A 14372-nucleotide genomic window follows, 5' to 3' on the forward strand; every position below is an offset into this window, starting at 1 on the left:
GAGCCGCAAAATAATCCCAGGAGGATGCCCATGGAGCGTAGCCGCGACCTCGACCCGGTCGAGACTCAGGAATGGCTTGATTCGCTGGACGGCGTTCTCGACGTCGACGGGCCGGAACGGGCCCATTACCTGATCGAGCAGGTCATCGACGGCGCCCGCAAGAAGGGTGCCCCGGTCCCGTACTCGGCCAATACGGCCTACCTGAACACGATCCTGCCCGAGAAGCAGGATCCGCATCCCGGCGACCGGGCGATCGAGCACCGCATCCGCTCGGCCATCCGCTGGAACGCCATCGCGATCATCCTGCGGGCGAACAAGGATTCGTCCGAGCTCGGCGGCCACATCGCCAGCTTCCAGTCGGCCGCCACCCTCTACGACACCGGCTTCATGCATTTCTGGCGCGGCGCCGACGCCAACCACGGCGGCGACCTCATCTACGTGCAGGGTCACTCCTCCCCGGGCGTCTATGCCCGCGCCTTCCTCGAGGGGCGCCTGACCGAGGAGCAGCTCCTCGGCTTCCGCCAGGAAGTCGGCGGCAAGGGCCTGTCGTCCTATCCGCATCCCTGGCTGATGCCGGATTTCTGGCAGTTCCCCACCGTCTCCATGGGCCTCGGGCCCCTGATGGCGATCTACCAGGCCCGCTTCCTGCGCTACCTCCACCACCGCAACCTCGCGCAGACGGACGGCCGCAAGGTCTGGGCCTTCATGGGCGACGGCGAGATGGACGAGCCGGAAAGCCTCGGCGCCATCGCGCTCGCCGCGCGTGAAAAACTCGACAACCTCGTCTTCGTCATCAACTGCAACCTGCAGCGGCTCGACGGGCCGGTGCGCGGCAACGGCAAGATCGTCCAGGAGCTCGAGGCCGATTTCCGGGGGGCCGGCTGGAACGTCATCAAGGTGCTGTGGGGTTCGGGCTGGGACGCCCTGATCCAGAAGGACACCACCGGCATGCTGGCGCGCCTGATGGAGGAGTGCGTCGACGGCGAGTACCAGGACTTCAAGTCGAAGAGCGGCGCCTACGTGCGCGAACACTTCTTCGGCAAGTACCCGGAGACGGCGTCCCTGGTGGCCGACTGGAGCGACGACGACATCTGGCGCCTGACGCGCGGCGGCCACGATCCGCGCAAGGTCTTCGCCGCCTACAGCGCCGCCTCCAAGCACAAGGGCCAGCCGACCCTCATCCTCGCCAAGACCGTCAAGGGCTACGGCATGGGCGAGTCCGGCGAGGGCCAGAACATCACCCACCAGCAGAAGAAGATGGGCGAGGCGGTCCTCAAGCAGTTCCGCGACCGCTTCCAGATCGACCTGACCGACGACCAGCTGAAGGAGATCCCCTTCATCAAGTTCCCCGAGGGCAGCCCCGAGCACCGCTACCTGATGGCGCGGCGGGAAGCGCTCGGCGGTCCGCTCCCGGCCCGGCGCCGCAAGTCGCAGGCCCTGGAGATCCCGCCGCTCTCGGCCTTCTCGGCCCAGCTCAAGGAGACCGCCGGCCGCGAGATCTCCACCACCATGGCCTTCGTGCGCATCCTCAACACGCTGCTGCGCGACAAGAACATCGGCAACCGCATCGTGCCGATCGTGCCCGACGAGAGCCGCACCTTCGGCATGGAGGGCATGTTCCGCCAGTTCGGCATCTTCTCCCAGGTCGGCCAGCTCTACCGGCCGGAGGATGCCAACCAGCTAATGTACTACAAGGAGGACAAGAACGGTCAGATGCTCCAAGAGGGCATCAACGAGCCGGGCGCGATGTCGTCCTGGATCGCGGCCGCGACCTCCTACTCGCATTCCGACGCGCCGACGATCCCGTTCTACGTCTACTACTCGATGTTCGGCTTCCAGCGGATCGGCGATCTGGCCTGGGCGGCGGGCGACATGCGGGCGCGCGGCTTCATGATCGGCGGCACCGCCGGGCGCACGACCCTGAACGGCGAGGGCCTGCAGCACGAGGATGGCCACAGCCACCTCATGTCCTCGACCATCCCGAACTGCGTCTCCTACGACCCGACCTTCTCGTACGAAGTGGCGGTGATCGTGCAGGACGGCCTGCGCCGGATGTATGCCGAGCAGGAGGACGTGTTCTACTACATCACCGTGATGAACGAGAACTACGAGCACCCGGGCATGCCGGAGGGCGCGGAGGCCGGCATCATCAAGGGCATGTACCTGTTCAAGGAGGGTGCGAAGGAGGCCAAGGAGGGCCACCGGGTGCAGCTGCTGGGCTCGGGCACCATCCTGCGCGAGGTCATCGCCGCCGCCGACCTGCTGGAGCAGGATTTCGGGATCAGCGCCGACATCTGGAGCTGCCCGAGCTTCACGGAGCTGCGCCGCGACGCCATGGCGGCGGAGCGCTGGAACCTGCTGCATCCGCTGGAGGGCAAGCGCCTCTCCCACGTCGAGACCTGCCTGACCGGACGCACCGGCCCGGTGATCGCCTCGACGGACTACATGCGCCTGTTCGCCGACCAGATCCGCACCTGGGTGCCCGGCCGCTACCGGGTGCTCGGCACCGACGGCTTCGGCCGGTCCGACTACCGGGTCCGCCTGCGCGACTTCTTCGAGGTCAACCGGCACTGGGTCGTGGTGGCGGCCCTGCACAGCCTCGCGGAGGACGGCGTGATCCCGGCCCAGACCGTGGCCGACGCCCTCGCCAAGTACGGCATCGACACGGACCGGCCGGCACCCTGGACCGTCTGATCCGACCCGGCGCCGGCCGCCTCCGCGGCGGCCGGCGCACCAGACTTCCCGACCTTTCACCGAACACACCACCGGACGAGGGAGCCCGCGAGAGGCTCCGACTCAGCCAGGGAGAACGCGCAGTGGGCATCGAGATCCAGATTCCGGACATCGGCGACTTCAAGGACATCCCGATCATCGAGATCCACGTGAAGGAGGGCGACACGATCGGGCCCGACGACCCGCTGGTCTCGCTGGAATCCGACAAGGCGACCATGGACGTGCCCTCGCCGAGCGCCGGCGTGGTCGAGAAGATCCTGGTCAAGCTCGGCGACAAGGTGAGCGAGGGCTCGCCGCTGCTCGTGTTCAAGGGCGAGGCGTCCCAGGGTGGCGCCAAGGCTGCCGAGAAGGCCGCCGACGCGCCCGCCGGCGCCGACAGCGCCGCGCTGCTGGCCAAGCAGGAGCCGGCCCCGAGCGCCGCCCCGGCCGCACCTGCGCCCGCTCCGTCGGCCGCGCCCGCCGGCAACCTCCCCGACTTCTCCCAGGTCCATGCCAGCCCCGGCGTGCGGCGCCTCGCCCGCGAGCTCGGCCTCGACCTGACGGCGGTGAAGGGCACCGGCGAGAAGGGCCGGATCACCAAGGAGGACGTGAAGGGTCACCTCACCCGCTCGGCGGCCCCCGCCGCCGCCGCCTCCGGCACGGCCGCCTTCTCGGGCGGCGGCATGGGCATCCCGGAGATCCCGGCCGTCGACTTCTCGAAGTTCGGCCCGATCGAGACCCAGCCCCTCTCGCGGATCAAGAAGATCTCCGGCGCGCACCTGCACCGGTCCTGGCTCAACGTGCCCCTGGTCACCCACCAGGACGAGTCGGACATCACCGAGACCGACGCCTATCGCAAGGAGCTCGACAACCAGGGCAAGGAGCTCAAGGACAAGGGCTACCGCGTCACCCTGCTGGCCTTCCTGATCAAGGCCGCGGTCTCGGCCCTGCGCAAGCACCCCGAGTTCAACGCCTCGCTCTCGCCCGAGAAGGACGCGCTGATCCTCAAGCGCTACTACAACATCGGCGTGGCGGTCGACACGCCGGACGGCCTCGTGGTGCCGGTGATCAAGGATGCCGACCGCAAGGGCATCATCGAGATCAGCCGCGACCTCGGGGCGATCTCGGCGAAAGCCCGCGACGGCAAGCTCGGGGCGGCCGACATGCAGGGCGCCACCTTCTCGATCTCCAGCCTCGGCGGCATCGGCGGCACCTCCTTCACGCCGCTGGTCAACGCGCCGGAAGTCGCGATCCTGGGCGTCGCCCGCTCGAAGATGAGCCCGGTCTGGAACGGCACCGAGTTCAAGCCGCGCCTGATCGTGCCGCTCTCCCTCTCCTACGACCACCGCGTCATCGATGGAGCGCTCGCCGCGCGCTTCGCCCGCCACCTCGCCCACGTCCTGGAGGACGTCCGGCGCCTCGTCGTCTGACGGGGCCCGGTTGCGCGGACAAACGAGTGAGGTGAAGCGATGAGCAGCAACGACGTCCACCTGCCGGATATCGGCGACTTCAAGAACGTGCCCGTGATCGAGGTCAGCGTCAGCCCCGGCGACGTGATCTCGGTCGACGACGTGATCATCGTGCTGGAATCCGACAAGGCCACCATGGACATCCCGTCCCCGGTGGCCGGCACGGTGGCCGAGGTGCGGATCAAGCCGGGCGACGCGGTGAGCCAGGGCGACCTGATCCTGGTGATGGCCGAGGCCGCCGGCGCCGGCGCGCCGAAGCCCGCCGTCACCGACACCACCAGGGCGGGGGCCGGTGCGCCCGCCCACGCCCCGGGCGAGGGCCAGGCCGGCTACGGCTCCTCGGCCACCGCCACCGGCGGGGCGGCGCCCGCGCCCGCCCCGAAGGGGGCGGCCCCCGTCTCCGGCGAGGAGATGCGGTCCCAGGTCCTCGTCATCGGCGCCGGCCCCGGCGGCTACACCGCCGCCTTCCGGGCGGCCGATCTCGGGCAGTCGGTGGTGCTGGTCGAGCGCTGGCCGAATCTGGGCGGCGTCTGCCTCAACGTCGGCTGCATCCCGTCCAAAGCCCTGCTGCACGCCGCCAAGGTCATCGACGAGAGCCACGCCATGGCGGCGCACGGCATCAGCTTCACCGCGCCGCAGATCGACATCGACCGCTTGCGCGACTGGAAGGACGGGGTGGTCAAGCGCCTGACCGGTGGCCTCAACGGGCTGGCCAAGCAGCGCAAGGTCACGGTGGTGACGGGCGAGGCCCGCTTCGTCAGCCCGAACCAGGTCGCGGTCGAGCACGAGGGCAAGACCCGCGTGATCGGCTTCGACCACGCCATCATCGCGGCCGGCTCCGAGCCGGTGCAGATGCCCTTCATCCCGCACGACGACCCGCGGGTCCTCGACTCGACCGGGGCGCTGGAACTCGACGGCGTGCCGGCCCGCCTCCTCGTGATCGGCGGCGGCATCATCGGGCTGGAGATGGCCACCGTCTACCACGCCCTCGGATCGAAGGTGACCATCGTCGAGCTGATGGACCAGATCATCCCCGGCGCCGACAAGGACATGGTCACGCCGCTGATGAAGCGGATCCAGAAGCAGTACGAGGCGATCCACCTCAAGGCCAAGGTCACCGCCGTGGAGGCGACGCCGGAGGGGCTGAAGGTCTCGTTCGAGGGCGGCACCGCGCCGGCCAGCGACACCTTCGACAAGGTGCTGGTCTCGGTGGGGCGGCGCCCGAACGGCAAGCGCATCGGCGCGGAGGCGGCCGGGGTCGCCGTGGACGAGCGCGGCTTCATCGCGGTCGACAAGCAGATGCGCACCAACGTGCCCCACATCTTCGCCATCGGCGACGTGGTCGGCCAGCCGATGCTGGCCCACAAGGCGACGCACGAGGGCAAGGTCGCGGCCGAGGTGGCCGCCGGCAAGGCCAGCGCCTTCGACGCCAAGGTCATCCCCTCGGTCGCCTATACCGACCCGGAGGTGGCCTGGGTCGGCCTGACGGAGAACGAGGCCAAGGGGAAGGGCATCAAGGTCGGCAAGGGCGTGTTCCCCTGGGCGGCCTCCGGGCGCTCCCTGGCGCTGGGGCGCGAGGAGGGCCTGACCAAGGTCCTGTTCGACCCCGAGACCGACCGCATCCTCGGCTGCGGCATCGTCGGCCCCTCGGCCGGCGACCTCATCGCGGAGGCCGCGCTCGCCATCGAGATGGGGGCGGATGCCGAGGATATCGGCCTGACCATCCACCCGCACCCGACCCTGTCGGAGACGATCGGACTGGCGGCCGAAGCCTTCGAGGGCACCATCACCGACCTCTACATGCCCCGGAAGGACGGTCCGAAGAAAGCCGGTCACTAGGCCGGTCACTGGAGACCGGTCTTCGAGGCCGACCCCCGCGGATCGCGGGCCGCATCGGGAAGACAGGACCGCGCCGAGGCCGGTGCGGTCCTCGCGGAGCCCATTCCGGCTCCGGCTTCGGGAGACGCGCTGATGTCATCGAACGAGCCCGCATCCGACCCGGCCCTCCGGCGCGCCGAGGCCGCCCGCGATGCCGTCACGGAGGCCGTCGAGAGCACCCTCGACCGTCTCGCCACGATGCGCCGCGCGGCGCGCGCCGACGTCGACGCCGACCTGCAGGCCGCGGGCCGGCTGATGGCCCGCAACATCCACCGGCAGATCGCCGCCAACCTCACCCTGGTGCACGGGCTGATGTCGGCGCGCAGCCTGCCGGCGATGCTGCGGCTCCAGCAGGATTACCTGCACCGCCAGATGAGCTGGGCCCGGCGCGACTGGGACCTGGCCCGGGCGCAGGTCCTCGACCTCCTCGCCGAGGGGCGCCGGGCGGCCGCGGGCGGACCCGATCCGGCCCCGCCGGCGGCGGGACCGCCCGAGCCCGAGCCCGAGCCACCCGAGCCGGAATCGCCGGCGGATCCCGGTCCGTCCTGATCCGCCGACGCGCAGGACGTCTCCACCGTCTCCACCCTCGCCATCCGGATGCCACCGACCCCGCCCTCGGCGGGGCGGACGGCGCCTGTCACCCGAAACCGAAGGATCGCACCATGAGCAAAGACACCGACCTGCGCACCGCGGGCGCCGCCGCGAATGCCGATGCCGGCACCGAGGCCGCCCTGACCCGGGCCGCCCTCGACTATCACCGCTTCCCCACGCCGGGGAAGATTTCGGTGCAGCCGACCAAGGACATGAGCACCCAGCGCGACCTCGCGCTCGCCTATTCCCCCGGCGTCGCCGCCGCCTGCATGGCCATCCACCACGATCCGGAGGAAGCCTACAGCCTGACCTCGCGCGGCAACCTCGTGGCCGTCATCACCAACGGCACGGCGGTGCTCGGCCTCGGCAACATCGGCGCGCTGGCCGGCAAGCCCGTGATGGAGGGCAAGGGCTGCCTGTTCAAGAAGTTCGCCGGCATCGACGTGTTCGACATCGAGGTCGACGAGACCGACCCGGAGAAGTTCATCGAGACCGTCGCCCGCCTGGAGCCGACCTTCGGCGGCATCAACCTCGAGGACATCAAGGCCCCCGAGTGCTTCGTGATCGAGACGAAGCTGCGCGAGCGCATGAAGATCCCGGTCTTCCACGACGACCAGCACGGCACCGCCATCGTCGCCGCCGCCGCCCTGATCAACGCGCTCCAGGTGGTGGGCAAGCCGATCGAATCCGCCACCCTGGTCTGCTCGGGCGCGGGGGCGGCCGCCATCGCCTGCCTCAACATCCTGGTGGGCCTCGGCCTGAAGCGCGAGAACATCCTGGTCTGCGATTCCCGCGGCGTGGTCTCCACCGACCGGATGGCCTCCCTCGACGAGCAGAAGCGGGCCTATGCCCGGGACACCGCGGCGCGCACCCTCGGTGACGCCGTCAAGGGCGCCGACATCTTCCTCGGCGTCTCCCAGGGCGGCGTGCTCAAGCCCGAGATGGTCGCCGGCATGGCCGACAAGCCGATCATCCTGGCGCTCGCCAACCCCGACCCGGAGATCCTGCCCGCCCTCGCCAAGCAGGTCCGGCCGGACTGCCTCATCGCCACCGGCCGCTCGGACTACCCGAACCAGGTCAACAACGTCCTGTGCTTCCCCTTCATCTTCCGGGGCGCCCTCGACGTCGGCGCCACCGAGATCAACGAGGCGATGAAGCTCGCCGCCGTGCGCGCCATCGCCGACCTCGTCCATGCCGAGCAATCCGACGTGGTGGCCGCCGCCTACGGCGCCCACGACCTGCGCTTCGGCCCCGACTACCTCATCCCGCGCCCCTTCGACCCGCGCCTGATCACCACCGTCGCGCCGGCGGTGGCCCAGGCCGCCATCGACAGCGGCGTCGCCGCCCGGCCGTTCAAGGACATCGAGTCCTACCGCCGCTCCCTGGAGCGCCTCGTCTACACCTCCGGCACGGTGATGCAGCCCGTCTTCGCCGCCGCCTCGGAGGCCGGCGCCAAGCGGATCGCCTATGCGGAGGGCGAGGAGGACCGCGTGCTGCGCGCCGCCCAGGTGGTGGTCGACGAGCGCCTCGCCACGCCGGTCCTGGTCGGCCGCGCCGAGACCATCGCGAGCCGGATCGCCAGCCTCGGCCTGCGCCTGCGCATCGGCACGGACGTCCACGTCGCCGAGACCGGGCCGGAGACCGGCGCCACGGTGCGGGCCGCCCGGCTCCTCGCCGCCGGCGAGGTCGACGGCATGCTCTGCGGCACCACCGGCACCTACCCGGCCCACCTCGCCGAGGTGACCGGGGCGATCGGCCTGAAGCCCGGCGTCCCGGGCCTCGCCGCCATGGGCCTGCTGCAGCTGCCCCGGCACACGCTGTTCATCTGCGACCCCTACATCCACCGCGACCCGAGCGCCGCGGAGATCGCCGGGATGACGGTGCTGGCCGCCGAGGAGATGCGCCGCTTCGGCCAGACGCCCCGCGTCGCCCTGGTCTCGTCGGCGAATTTCGGCAGCGTCGACGATCCGGTGTCGCGCAAGATGCAGGAGGCCCTGCGCCTCATCCGCGCCCAGGCGCCGGATCTCGCGATCGACGGCGAGATGTCGGCCGACACGGCGCTGAGCCCGACGATCCTCGGCCGCCTGCGACCGGACTCGGCCCTCACCGCCGAGGCCAACCTCCTGGTCATGCCGAACCTGGAGGCGGCCAACATCACCTTCAACGCCCTCAAGGTGGTGGCCGGCCAGAGCGTCTCCATCGGCCCGATCCTGCTCGGCGCGGCCAGGCCCGTGCACATCCTCACCCCCACCGCCACCGTACGCGGCATCGTCAACATGACGGCCCTGACGGCGGCCTCGGCCGAGGCGTCGGCCTGAGGGAAGGAGGGGAGGGGCCTTCGCCTCTCCCCCTCGCGCCGGTCCAGTGTGCGGGCGCTCCATCCCGTCGGGTGGGGCGCTCGCCGATCGCGCCGCGTCGTCGTTCCGGGGCGCTGCGGCAGGCCCAGATCCTGCGCCCCTTGCCTGTCCGGAGCCCGGGCTCCGCTGCGCGGCCCCGGGACGACGCGGTGCCGCGCGAGATTTCATCGGATGCGGGCGCCGCGCAGAGCCAAGATTGCGAAGCCGGCTATTCCAAGTACTGAGCCGGCAACTCAACACCGGTCCGCCACCGGATGGTCGAGCGGAGCACGCCTCGCCGCCCTGCGCGCCCGGGCGGCCTGAGGCGATTCAGCCGATCCGCATCCGGGTGCCCGGGCCGACCCGGCGCAGCAGGCGGACGAGGTCGGCGCGGCGCAGGGCGACGCAGCCCTCCGTCGGCAGGAAGCCGCCCCGCGCCACGTGCAGGAAGATCGCCGAGCCGCGGCCGGGCCGGATCGGGCCGCGATTGTAGTCGAGGTCGACCACGAGGTCGTAGAGCCCGTCCTCCCGCCACATCCGCTCGTGCCCGACCCCCGGGGCGGGCAGGCGGATCGGCCGGTTGTAGCGCCGGTCCCGGGCGTCGTCGCACCAGCCGTCGCCGGGGGCGCTCGCCCGCAAGGGGAGGGGGCTCGCCGGCCGGCTCGCGAAATGGTCCGGCCGGTAGACCCCGCCGCGCAGGCGGAACGTGCCGCGCGGCGAGGCGCCGTCCCCCTCGCGCTTGACCTGCGTGATCCCGCTCCGCCCGAGGGCGCAGGGGAGGATGGCCGTTCCGGCGAGGAGCTGGCCGCGGGTCCGGTCGGTCACGAGCGCGCGCACGCGCAGGCGGGGAAGGGTGGTCCGCTTCATGAGGGCGCTTATCGCCCGGCCGCGCAAAGCTGCCAATCCGCTGGTCGACCTGAAACTTTTCGCAGGTCTCGGCCGTTTCGCGGGGGTTAGGCTGCGCACAACCGTATTGTGCGCGGCCGGAATTCTTGGTTTAATGTGCGCGATGCGATTTACATACGGCAAGATAATGGTGCCGTCGGAAGTCGCTGCAACCGTTGATCCTGTTCGCCACCGCCCGCCGATGGTCCTCCGGGACCACCGGCACGTCCTGCAAACTGCCTGAAAGTCCTTCGGTCGATGCCGAATACCCATCGCCTGCTGATCTGCGACGACGACGCCTCGCTGCGCGAGACGCTGATGGAGCAGCTCGATCTGTACGATGAATTCACCGTCCTGACGGCCCTCGACGGGCAGAGCGCCATCACGCGCGTCACCGAGGACCGGATCGACCTCGCCGTGATGGATGTCGGCCTGCCCGACATGGACGGGCGCGAGGCCGTGCGTGCCATGCGCCGCAGCGGCTATCGCGGACCGGTCATCATGCTGACGGCGCAGGATTCCGAGGACGACACGGTCGAGGGCCTGGAGGCCGGCGCCAACGACTACGTCACCAAGCCGTTCAAGTTCGCCGTCCTGCTGGCGCGCATCCGCGCTCACCTGCGCAGCCACGAGGCCAGCGAGGACGCCGTGTTCCAGATCGGCCCCTACACCTTCCGCCCCGGCGCCAAGCTGCTGGTGGGCGAGCGCGGCTCGAAGCTGAAGCTCACCGAGAAGGAGACCGCGATCCTGCGCTTCCTCTACCGGGCGGGCCGCGAGGTGGTCGGCCGCGACACCCTGCTCGCCGAGGTCTGGGGCTACAACGCGCAGGTCACCACCCACACCCTCGAGACCCACATCTACCGCCTGCGCCAGAAGATCGAGCCGAACCCGGCCCTGGCCGCGATCCTCGTCACCGAGGGCGGCGGCTACAAGCTGCTGCCCTAGAGCCGTGCCCGGCCGGGTCTCGCGACCCGCGTCGTGACGCGCCCTCTTTCGGCGAACCGATCCGTCGACCGCGCTATTCGCGCGACGTCCGCGGCATCGGATCGTCGTCGACGGCCTCCGTCGCGTGCCGGACGAAGCGCGCACGGGCGCGCCGCGGGGCGAAGGCTCGGTTCCCGGCATCGGAAACCCCGCGCGGACCCGCGAAACCCCACCGTTTCACGCGCCGGACGGTTCGGCTAAGCTGGTCCGGCAGCGCGGCACTGGAAGGGCGGCAGGTGGGGCTCGACGACGACATCGCGATTCTGAGCGCCGCCCCGCTGTTCGGCTTCATGGGCCGGGATGCCCTGCGCCTGCTCTCCTTCGCCGCCGAGCGCCGCAGCCTGGCCGCGGGCGAGCGCCTGTTCGCGCAGGGGGAGCGCGGAGACGGCGGCTACGTGGTGATGTCGGGCAGCCTCACGCTGACCCCGCGGGGCGGCCGCGCGGCCCCCGTCACCGTCGGGCGGTCGGGCCTGATCGGGCGCCTCGCCCTGTTCCAGCGCGGCGAGCGCCCCTGCGACGCCGACGCGGCGAGCCCCGCCGAGGTGGTCCGCATCACCCCGACCCTGATGCGCCGGGTGCTGGAGGAGTTTCCCGACGCCGCCCAGGCGATCCACGGCGAGCTCAGCGCCGACCTCGCCACCTTCGCGGGCGACCTCGCCGGGTTGAGCGACCGGTTCGACCGGATCGCGCCCTGACGAGCAGGGACGCGGCCTGCGGGACGCGTTCGGCCGGGAGATCCGAGCCCGCGGGCCTTCGAAGGCCCTGCGCCGTTCCCGATCTCCCGATCTCCCGATCTCCCGAACGCGACGAACCTCCCGATTTCCGAAACCATTTGTCATGATTTTCGGTGCAAGCTCGGCCCTGCGCGTCGTCCGGCGTGCGGGCGAAGCCATGTCCCGCGCCCCCCGGGCGGCGCCGGCCTGGCCCGCGAAGGTGTGTGACTGCGATGGCGCAAGCCGCTGAGGAGAAACCGAAGGGATGGGCCGCCCAGGCGGCGGTCGTCACCTTCTTCGCGACGGCGATCGCCGGCGGGGGCTACCTGCTCTACGAGCAGTCGACCCGGCTGCTGATCTGCTACGAGACCAACGCGACCCTGCCCGACGAGGCCTATGTCGACATCATGATCCGCGACATCGTCAAGAACGGCGATCACGGCGGGCGGGCCTATGCCAACCGGCTCGACTATCTCGGGGACAAGACCGAGTGCTGCACCATCGAGCGGGTGCCCAGCGCCATCACCGAGGGGCGCCCCGCCAAGCGCGAGGTCTCCGTCTCGGCCAAGTACTTCAACACCACCATGAAGGACTACTTCTTCATCGAGCGCCGCTACGACGCCTGCGGCCATGCCAGCTCCAAGCCCCTGACCGCGGGGTGAGCCCGGCCGCCCGGCGCTGTCCCGAGGCGCCGCGAAGGTGACAGGCCGGACGGGCTTTTGTAAGCACGGGGCCCGTCCCGATCCGTTGCCGGAACCTGCCCCATGTCGCACCACGCGTCCCCCGCCGACCTCGCCGCCACCATCGAGACCGCCTGGGAGGAGCGCGCCGGCATCGACACCGGCACCAAGGGCGCCGTGCGCGAGGCCGTCGAGGAGGCCCTGTCCCTGCTCGATTCCGGCAAGGCCCGGGTCGCCGAGAAGGTCGGCGACGACTGGCAGGTCAACCAGTGGCTCAAGAAGGCGGTGCTGCTCTCCTTCCGCCTCAACGACATGGAGATCATCCATGGCGGCCCCGACGGCGCCACCTGGTGGGACAAGGTGCCCTCGAAGTTCGAGGGCTGGAAGAAGAAGCATTTTCGCGAGGCCGGCTTCCGGGCGGTGCCCGGCTGCGTGGTGCGCCGCGGCTCCTACATCGCCCCCGGCGCGGTGCTGATGCCGAGCTTCATCAACCTCGGCGCCCATGTGGGCGAGGGCACCATGGTCGACACCTGGGTCACCATCGGCTCCTGCGCCCAGGTGGGGAAGAACTGCCACATCTCCGGCGGCGCCGGCATCGCGGGCGTGCTCGAGCCGCTCCAGGCCAACCCGGTCATCATCGAGGACAACTGCTTCATCGGCGCCCGCGCCGAGGTGGCCGAGGGCGTGATCGTCGGCGAGGGCAGCGTGCTCTCCATGGGCGTCTACATCGGCGCCTCCACCAAGATCATCGACCGGACCACCGGCGAGGTGATGTACGGCCGGGTGCCGCCCTACTCGGTGGTGGTCTCCGGCACCACGCCGGGCAAGGACCTGCCCGACGGCAGCCCCGGCCCGGGTCTCTACTGCGCGGTGATCGTCAAGCGCGTCGACGCCGGCACCCGCTCCAAGACCGCCATCAACGAGCTCCTGCGCACCTGATCCCGGGGCATCGCCGGATCGATCGACCCGGCTCCGAACGGAGTCCCTTTCGGGGCGTCGCCGGATCGCGTCACGAGTTTCTGCGCGGAGTCCCTTTCGGGGCGTCGCCGGATCGCGTCACGAGTTTCCGAGCGAAGCCCCTTTCGGGGCGTCGCCGGATTGCGTCACGAGTTTCCGAGCGAAGCCCCTTTCGGGGCGTCGCTCGGTCGCGTGCCGGTGCGGCCGGCCATGCCCCATCTGGTGCCGGTGGAATCGTCCCGGAAGCGAGGAAGAGGCGTACGATGATCGACCCGGCCCATTCCGCCCGGAGCTTCGCGCTGAAATTCGCCGGGCGCCGCGTCCCGACCCCCTACGACGTCGTGGGCAGCGGCCCCGACGCCCTGCTGCTGCCGGCCCTGTCCTCGATCTCGGCCCGGGTCGAGATGCGGCCCCTGGCCAAGGATCTCGGCCACGCCTATCGCTGCCTCGTGCCGGACTGGCCGGGCTTCGGCGACCATGTCCGCGCCCGGGTGCCGATGAACCTGGAGACGATGCACGCCTTCCTCGACGCCCTGCTGGCGGAGGCCCCCGGACCCTACGCCCTCGGCGTCGCGGCCGGCCACGCGGCCGGCTACCTCGTGGCCGCCGCCCGGCGCCACCCCCGGGCCTTCGCGCGCCTCGTCCTCGTCGCCCCGACCTGGCGCGGCCCCCTGCCCACCGCCCTCGGGCCGGAGCGCAAGGGCCTGTTCGCCGGCCTGCGCCGGGCCGTCGAGCTGCCGCTCCTGGGCGACGCCCTCTACCGCATCAACATCAGCCGCCCGGTCATCGGCCGGATGATGCGCGCCCACGTCTATGCCGACCCCGACCACGTCACCCCGGGCGTCATCGCCGACAAGCACGCCATCACCCGCCAGAACGGCGGCCGCTTCGGCACCGCCGCCTTCGTCACCGGCGGCCTCGACCCCTTCGCCAGCCGCCGGGACTTCCTCGACCTGTTCGACGCCCCCGGGCTGCCGCCGGTCCTGGTCCTGCGGCCGGAGCGGGCGCCGCGCCGCTCCGGCGCCGAGATGGACGCGCTGATCGCCACCGGCCGGGTCGCCCGGGCCTCGGTGCCGGGCGCGCTCAGCCCGCACGAGGAGTATCCGGGCGAGGTCGCGGCCGCGATCCGCACCGCCTGAGCGGCGCGGGGCGAAAACCCCGCGACCT

11 protein-coding genes are annotated in these 14372 nt (G+C 71.0%); 10 read left to right on the top strand and 1 reads right to left on the bottom strand.

Features of this window, described 5'->3' with window-relative positions; translation table 11 throughout:
- The first annotated feature begins 30 nt into the window (after positions 1–30).
- The 5 genes from aceE (at position 31) to AC0IWM_RS00105 (ending at position 8968) form a co-directional block, all read left to right on the top strand.
- On the top strand, positions 31–2694 hold the full coding sequence (gene aceE, locus AC0IWM_RS00085) for a pyruvate dehydrogenase (acetyl-transferring), homodimeric type (protein WP_471752507.1): 2664 nt from the start codon (positions 31–33) through the stop codon (positions 2692–2694).
- Between the two features lie 122 nt (positions 2695–2816).
- Positions 2817–4142, top strand: coding sequence for a dihydrolipoyllysine-residue acetyltransferase (gene aceF, locus AC0IWM_RS00090; RefSeq protein WP_471752508.1), 1326 nt, complete (start codon positions 2817–2819; stop codon positions 4140–4142).
- A gap of 39 nt (positions 4143–4181) precedes the next feature.
- On the top strand, positions 4182–6020 hold the full coding sequence (gene lpdA / locus AC0IWM_RS00095; RefSeq protein ID WP_471752509.1) for a dihydrolipoyl dehydrogenase: 1839 nt from the start codon (positions 4182–4184) through the stop codon (positions 6018–6020).
- A gap of 132 nt (positions 6021–6152) precedes the next feature.
- Positions 6153–6608 (top strand): hypothetical protein, encoded by a 456-nt coding sequence (locus tag AC0IWM_RS00100; RefSeq protein WP_471752510.1) that lies wholly within the window; start codon positions 6153–6155, stop codon positions 6606–6608.
- A 113-nt stretch (positions 6609–6721) separates the two neighbouring features.
- Positions 6722–8968, top strand: coding sequence for an NADP-dependent malic enzyme (locus AC0IWM_RS00105; protein ID WP_471752511.1), 2247 nt, complete (start codon positions 6722–6724; stop codon positions 8966–8968).
- Between the two features lie 348 nt (positions 8969–9316).
- Here the strand turns inward: AC0IWM_RS00105 and AC0IWM_RS00110 are convergent, their stop codons facing one another.
- The gene (locus AC0IWM_RS00110) at positions 9317–9853 is read right to left on the bottom strand and encodes a L,D-transpeptidase family protein (protein ID WP_471752512.1); all 537 of its coding nucleotides are present in this window, start codon (positions 9851–9853) and stop codon (positions 9317–9319) included.
- Positions 9854–10129: 276 nt separating this feature from the next.
- Here AC0IWM_RS00110 and AC0IWM_RS00115 point away from each other — a divergent pair, with 276 nt between their 5' ends.
- From AC0IWM_RS00115 to AC0IWM_RS00135, 5 genes are all read left to right on the top strand, one after another.
- Positions 10130–10816: a response regulator transcription factor gene (locus AC0IWM_RS00115; protein WP_056472226.1), complete on the top strand. Its 687-nt coding sequence runs from the start codon at positions 10130–10132 to the stop codon at positions 10814–10816.
- A gap of 275 nt (positions 10817–11091) precedes the next feature.
- The gene (locus AC0IWM_RS00120) at positions 11092–11550 is read left to right on the top strand and encodes a cyclic nucleotide-binding domain-containing protein (protein ID WP_056472222.1); all 459 of its coding nucleotides are present in this window, start codon (positions 11092–11094) and stop codon (positions 11548–11550) included.
- Positions 11551–11801: 251 nt separating this feature from the next.
- On the top strand, positions 11802–12230 hold the full coding sequence (locus tag AC0IWM_RS00125; RefSeq protein ID WP_471752513.1) for a hypothetical protein: 429 nt from the start codon (positions 11802–11804) through the stop codon (positions 12228–12230).
- Positions 12231–12332: 102 nt separating this feature from the next.
- Positions 12333–13187 carry a 2,3,4,5-tetrahydropyridine-2,6-dicarboxylate N-succinyltransferase gene (gene dapD, locus AC0IWM_RS00130; protein ID WP_471752514.1) on the top strand — a complete coding sequence of 285 codons (855 nt, stop codon included), beginning with the start codon at positions 12333–12335 and terminating at the stop codon, positions 13185–13187.
- Positions 13188–13468: 281 nt separating this feature from the next.
- Positions 13469–14344 (top strand): alpha/beta fold hydrolase, encoded by an 876-nt coding sequence (locus AC0IWM_RS00135; protein ID WP_471752515.1) that lies wholly within the window; start codon positions 13469–13471, stop codon positions 14342–14344.
- Positions 14345–14372 lie beyond the last annotated feature (28 nt).

The sequence above is a fragment of the Methylobacterium sp. AC433 genome (assembly GCF_979253015.1).

What these genes read in the sequence shown, in the direction of transcription:
- AC0IWM_RS00135 (WP_471752515.1), top strand. Translation starts at nt 13,469, where the DNA reads ATGATCGACCCGGCCCATTCCGCCCGGAGCTTCGCGCTGAAATTCGCC.
- AC0IWM_RS00100 (WP_471752510.1), top strand. Translation starts at nt 6,153, where the DNA reads ATGTCATCGAACGAGCCCGCATCCGACCCGGCCCTCCGGCGCGCCGAG.
- aceE (WP_471752507.1), top strand. Translation starts at nt 31, where the DNA reads ATGGAGCGTAGCCGCGACCTCGACCCGGTCGAGACTCAGGAATGGCTT.
- AC0IWM_RS00110 (WP_471752512.1), bottom strand. Translation starts at nt 9,853, where the DNA reads ATGAAGCGGACCACCCTTCCCCGCCTGCGCGTGCGCGCGCTCGTGACC.
- AC0IWM_RS00105 (WP_471752511.1), top strand. Translation starts at nt 6,722, where the DNA reads ATGAGCAAAGACACCGACCTGCGCACCGCGGGCGCCGCCGCGAATGCC.
- AC0IWM_RS00125 (WP_471752513.1), top strand. Translation starts at nt 11,802, where the DNA reads ATGGCGCAAGCCGCTGAGGAGAAACCGAAGGGATGGGCCGCCCAGGCG.
- lpdA (WP_471752509.1), top strand. Translation starts at nt 4,182, where the DNA reads ATGAGCAGCAACGACGTCCACCTGCCGGATATCGGCGACTTCAAGAAC.
- dapD (WP_471752514.1), top strand. Translation starts at nt 12,333, where the DNA reads ATGTCGCACCACGCGTCCCCCGCCGACCTCGCCGCCACCATCGAGACC.
- AC0IWM_RS00115 (WP_056472226.1), top strand. Translation starts at nt 10,130, where the DNA reads ATGCCGAATACCCATCGCCTGCTGATCTGCGACGACGACGCCTCGCTG.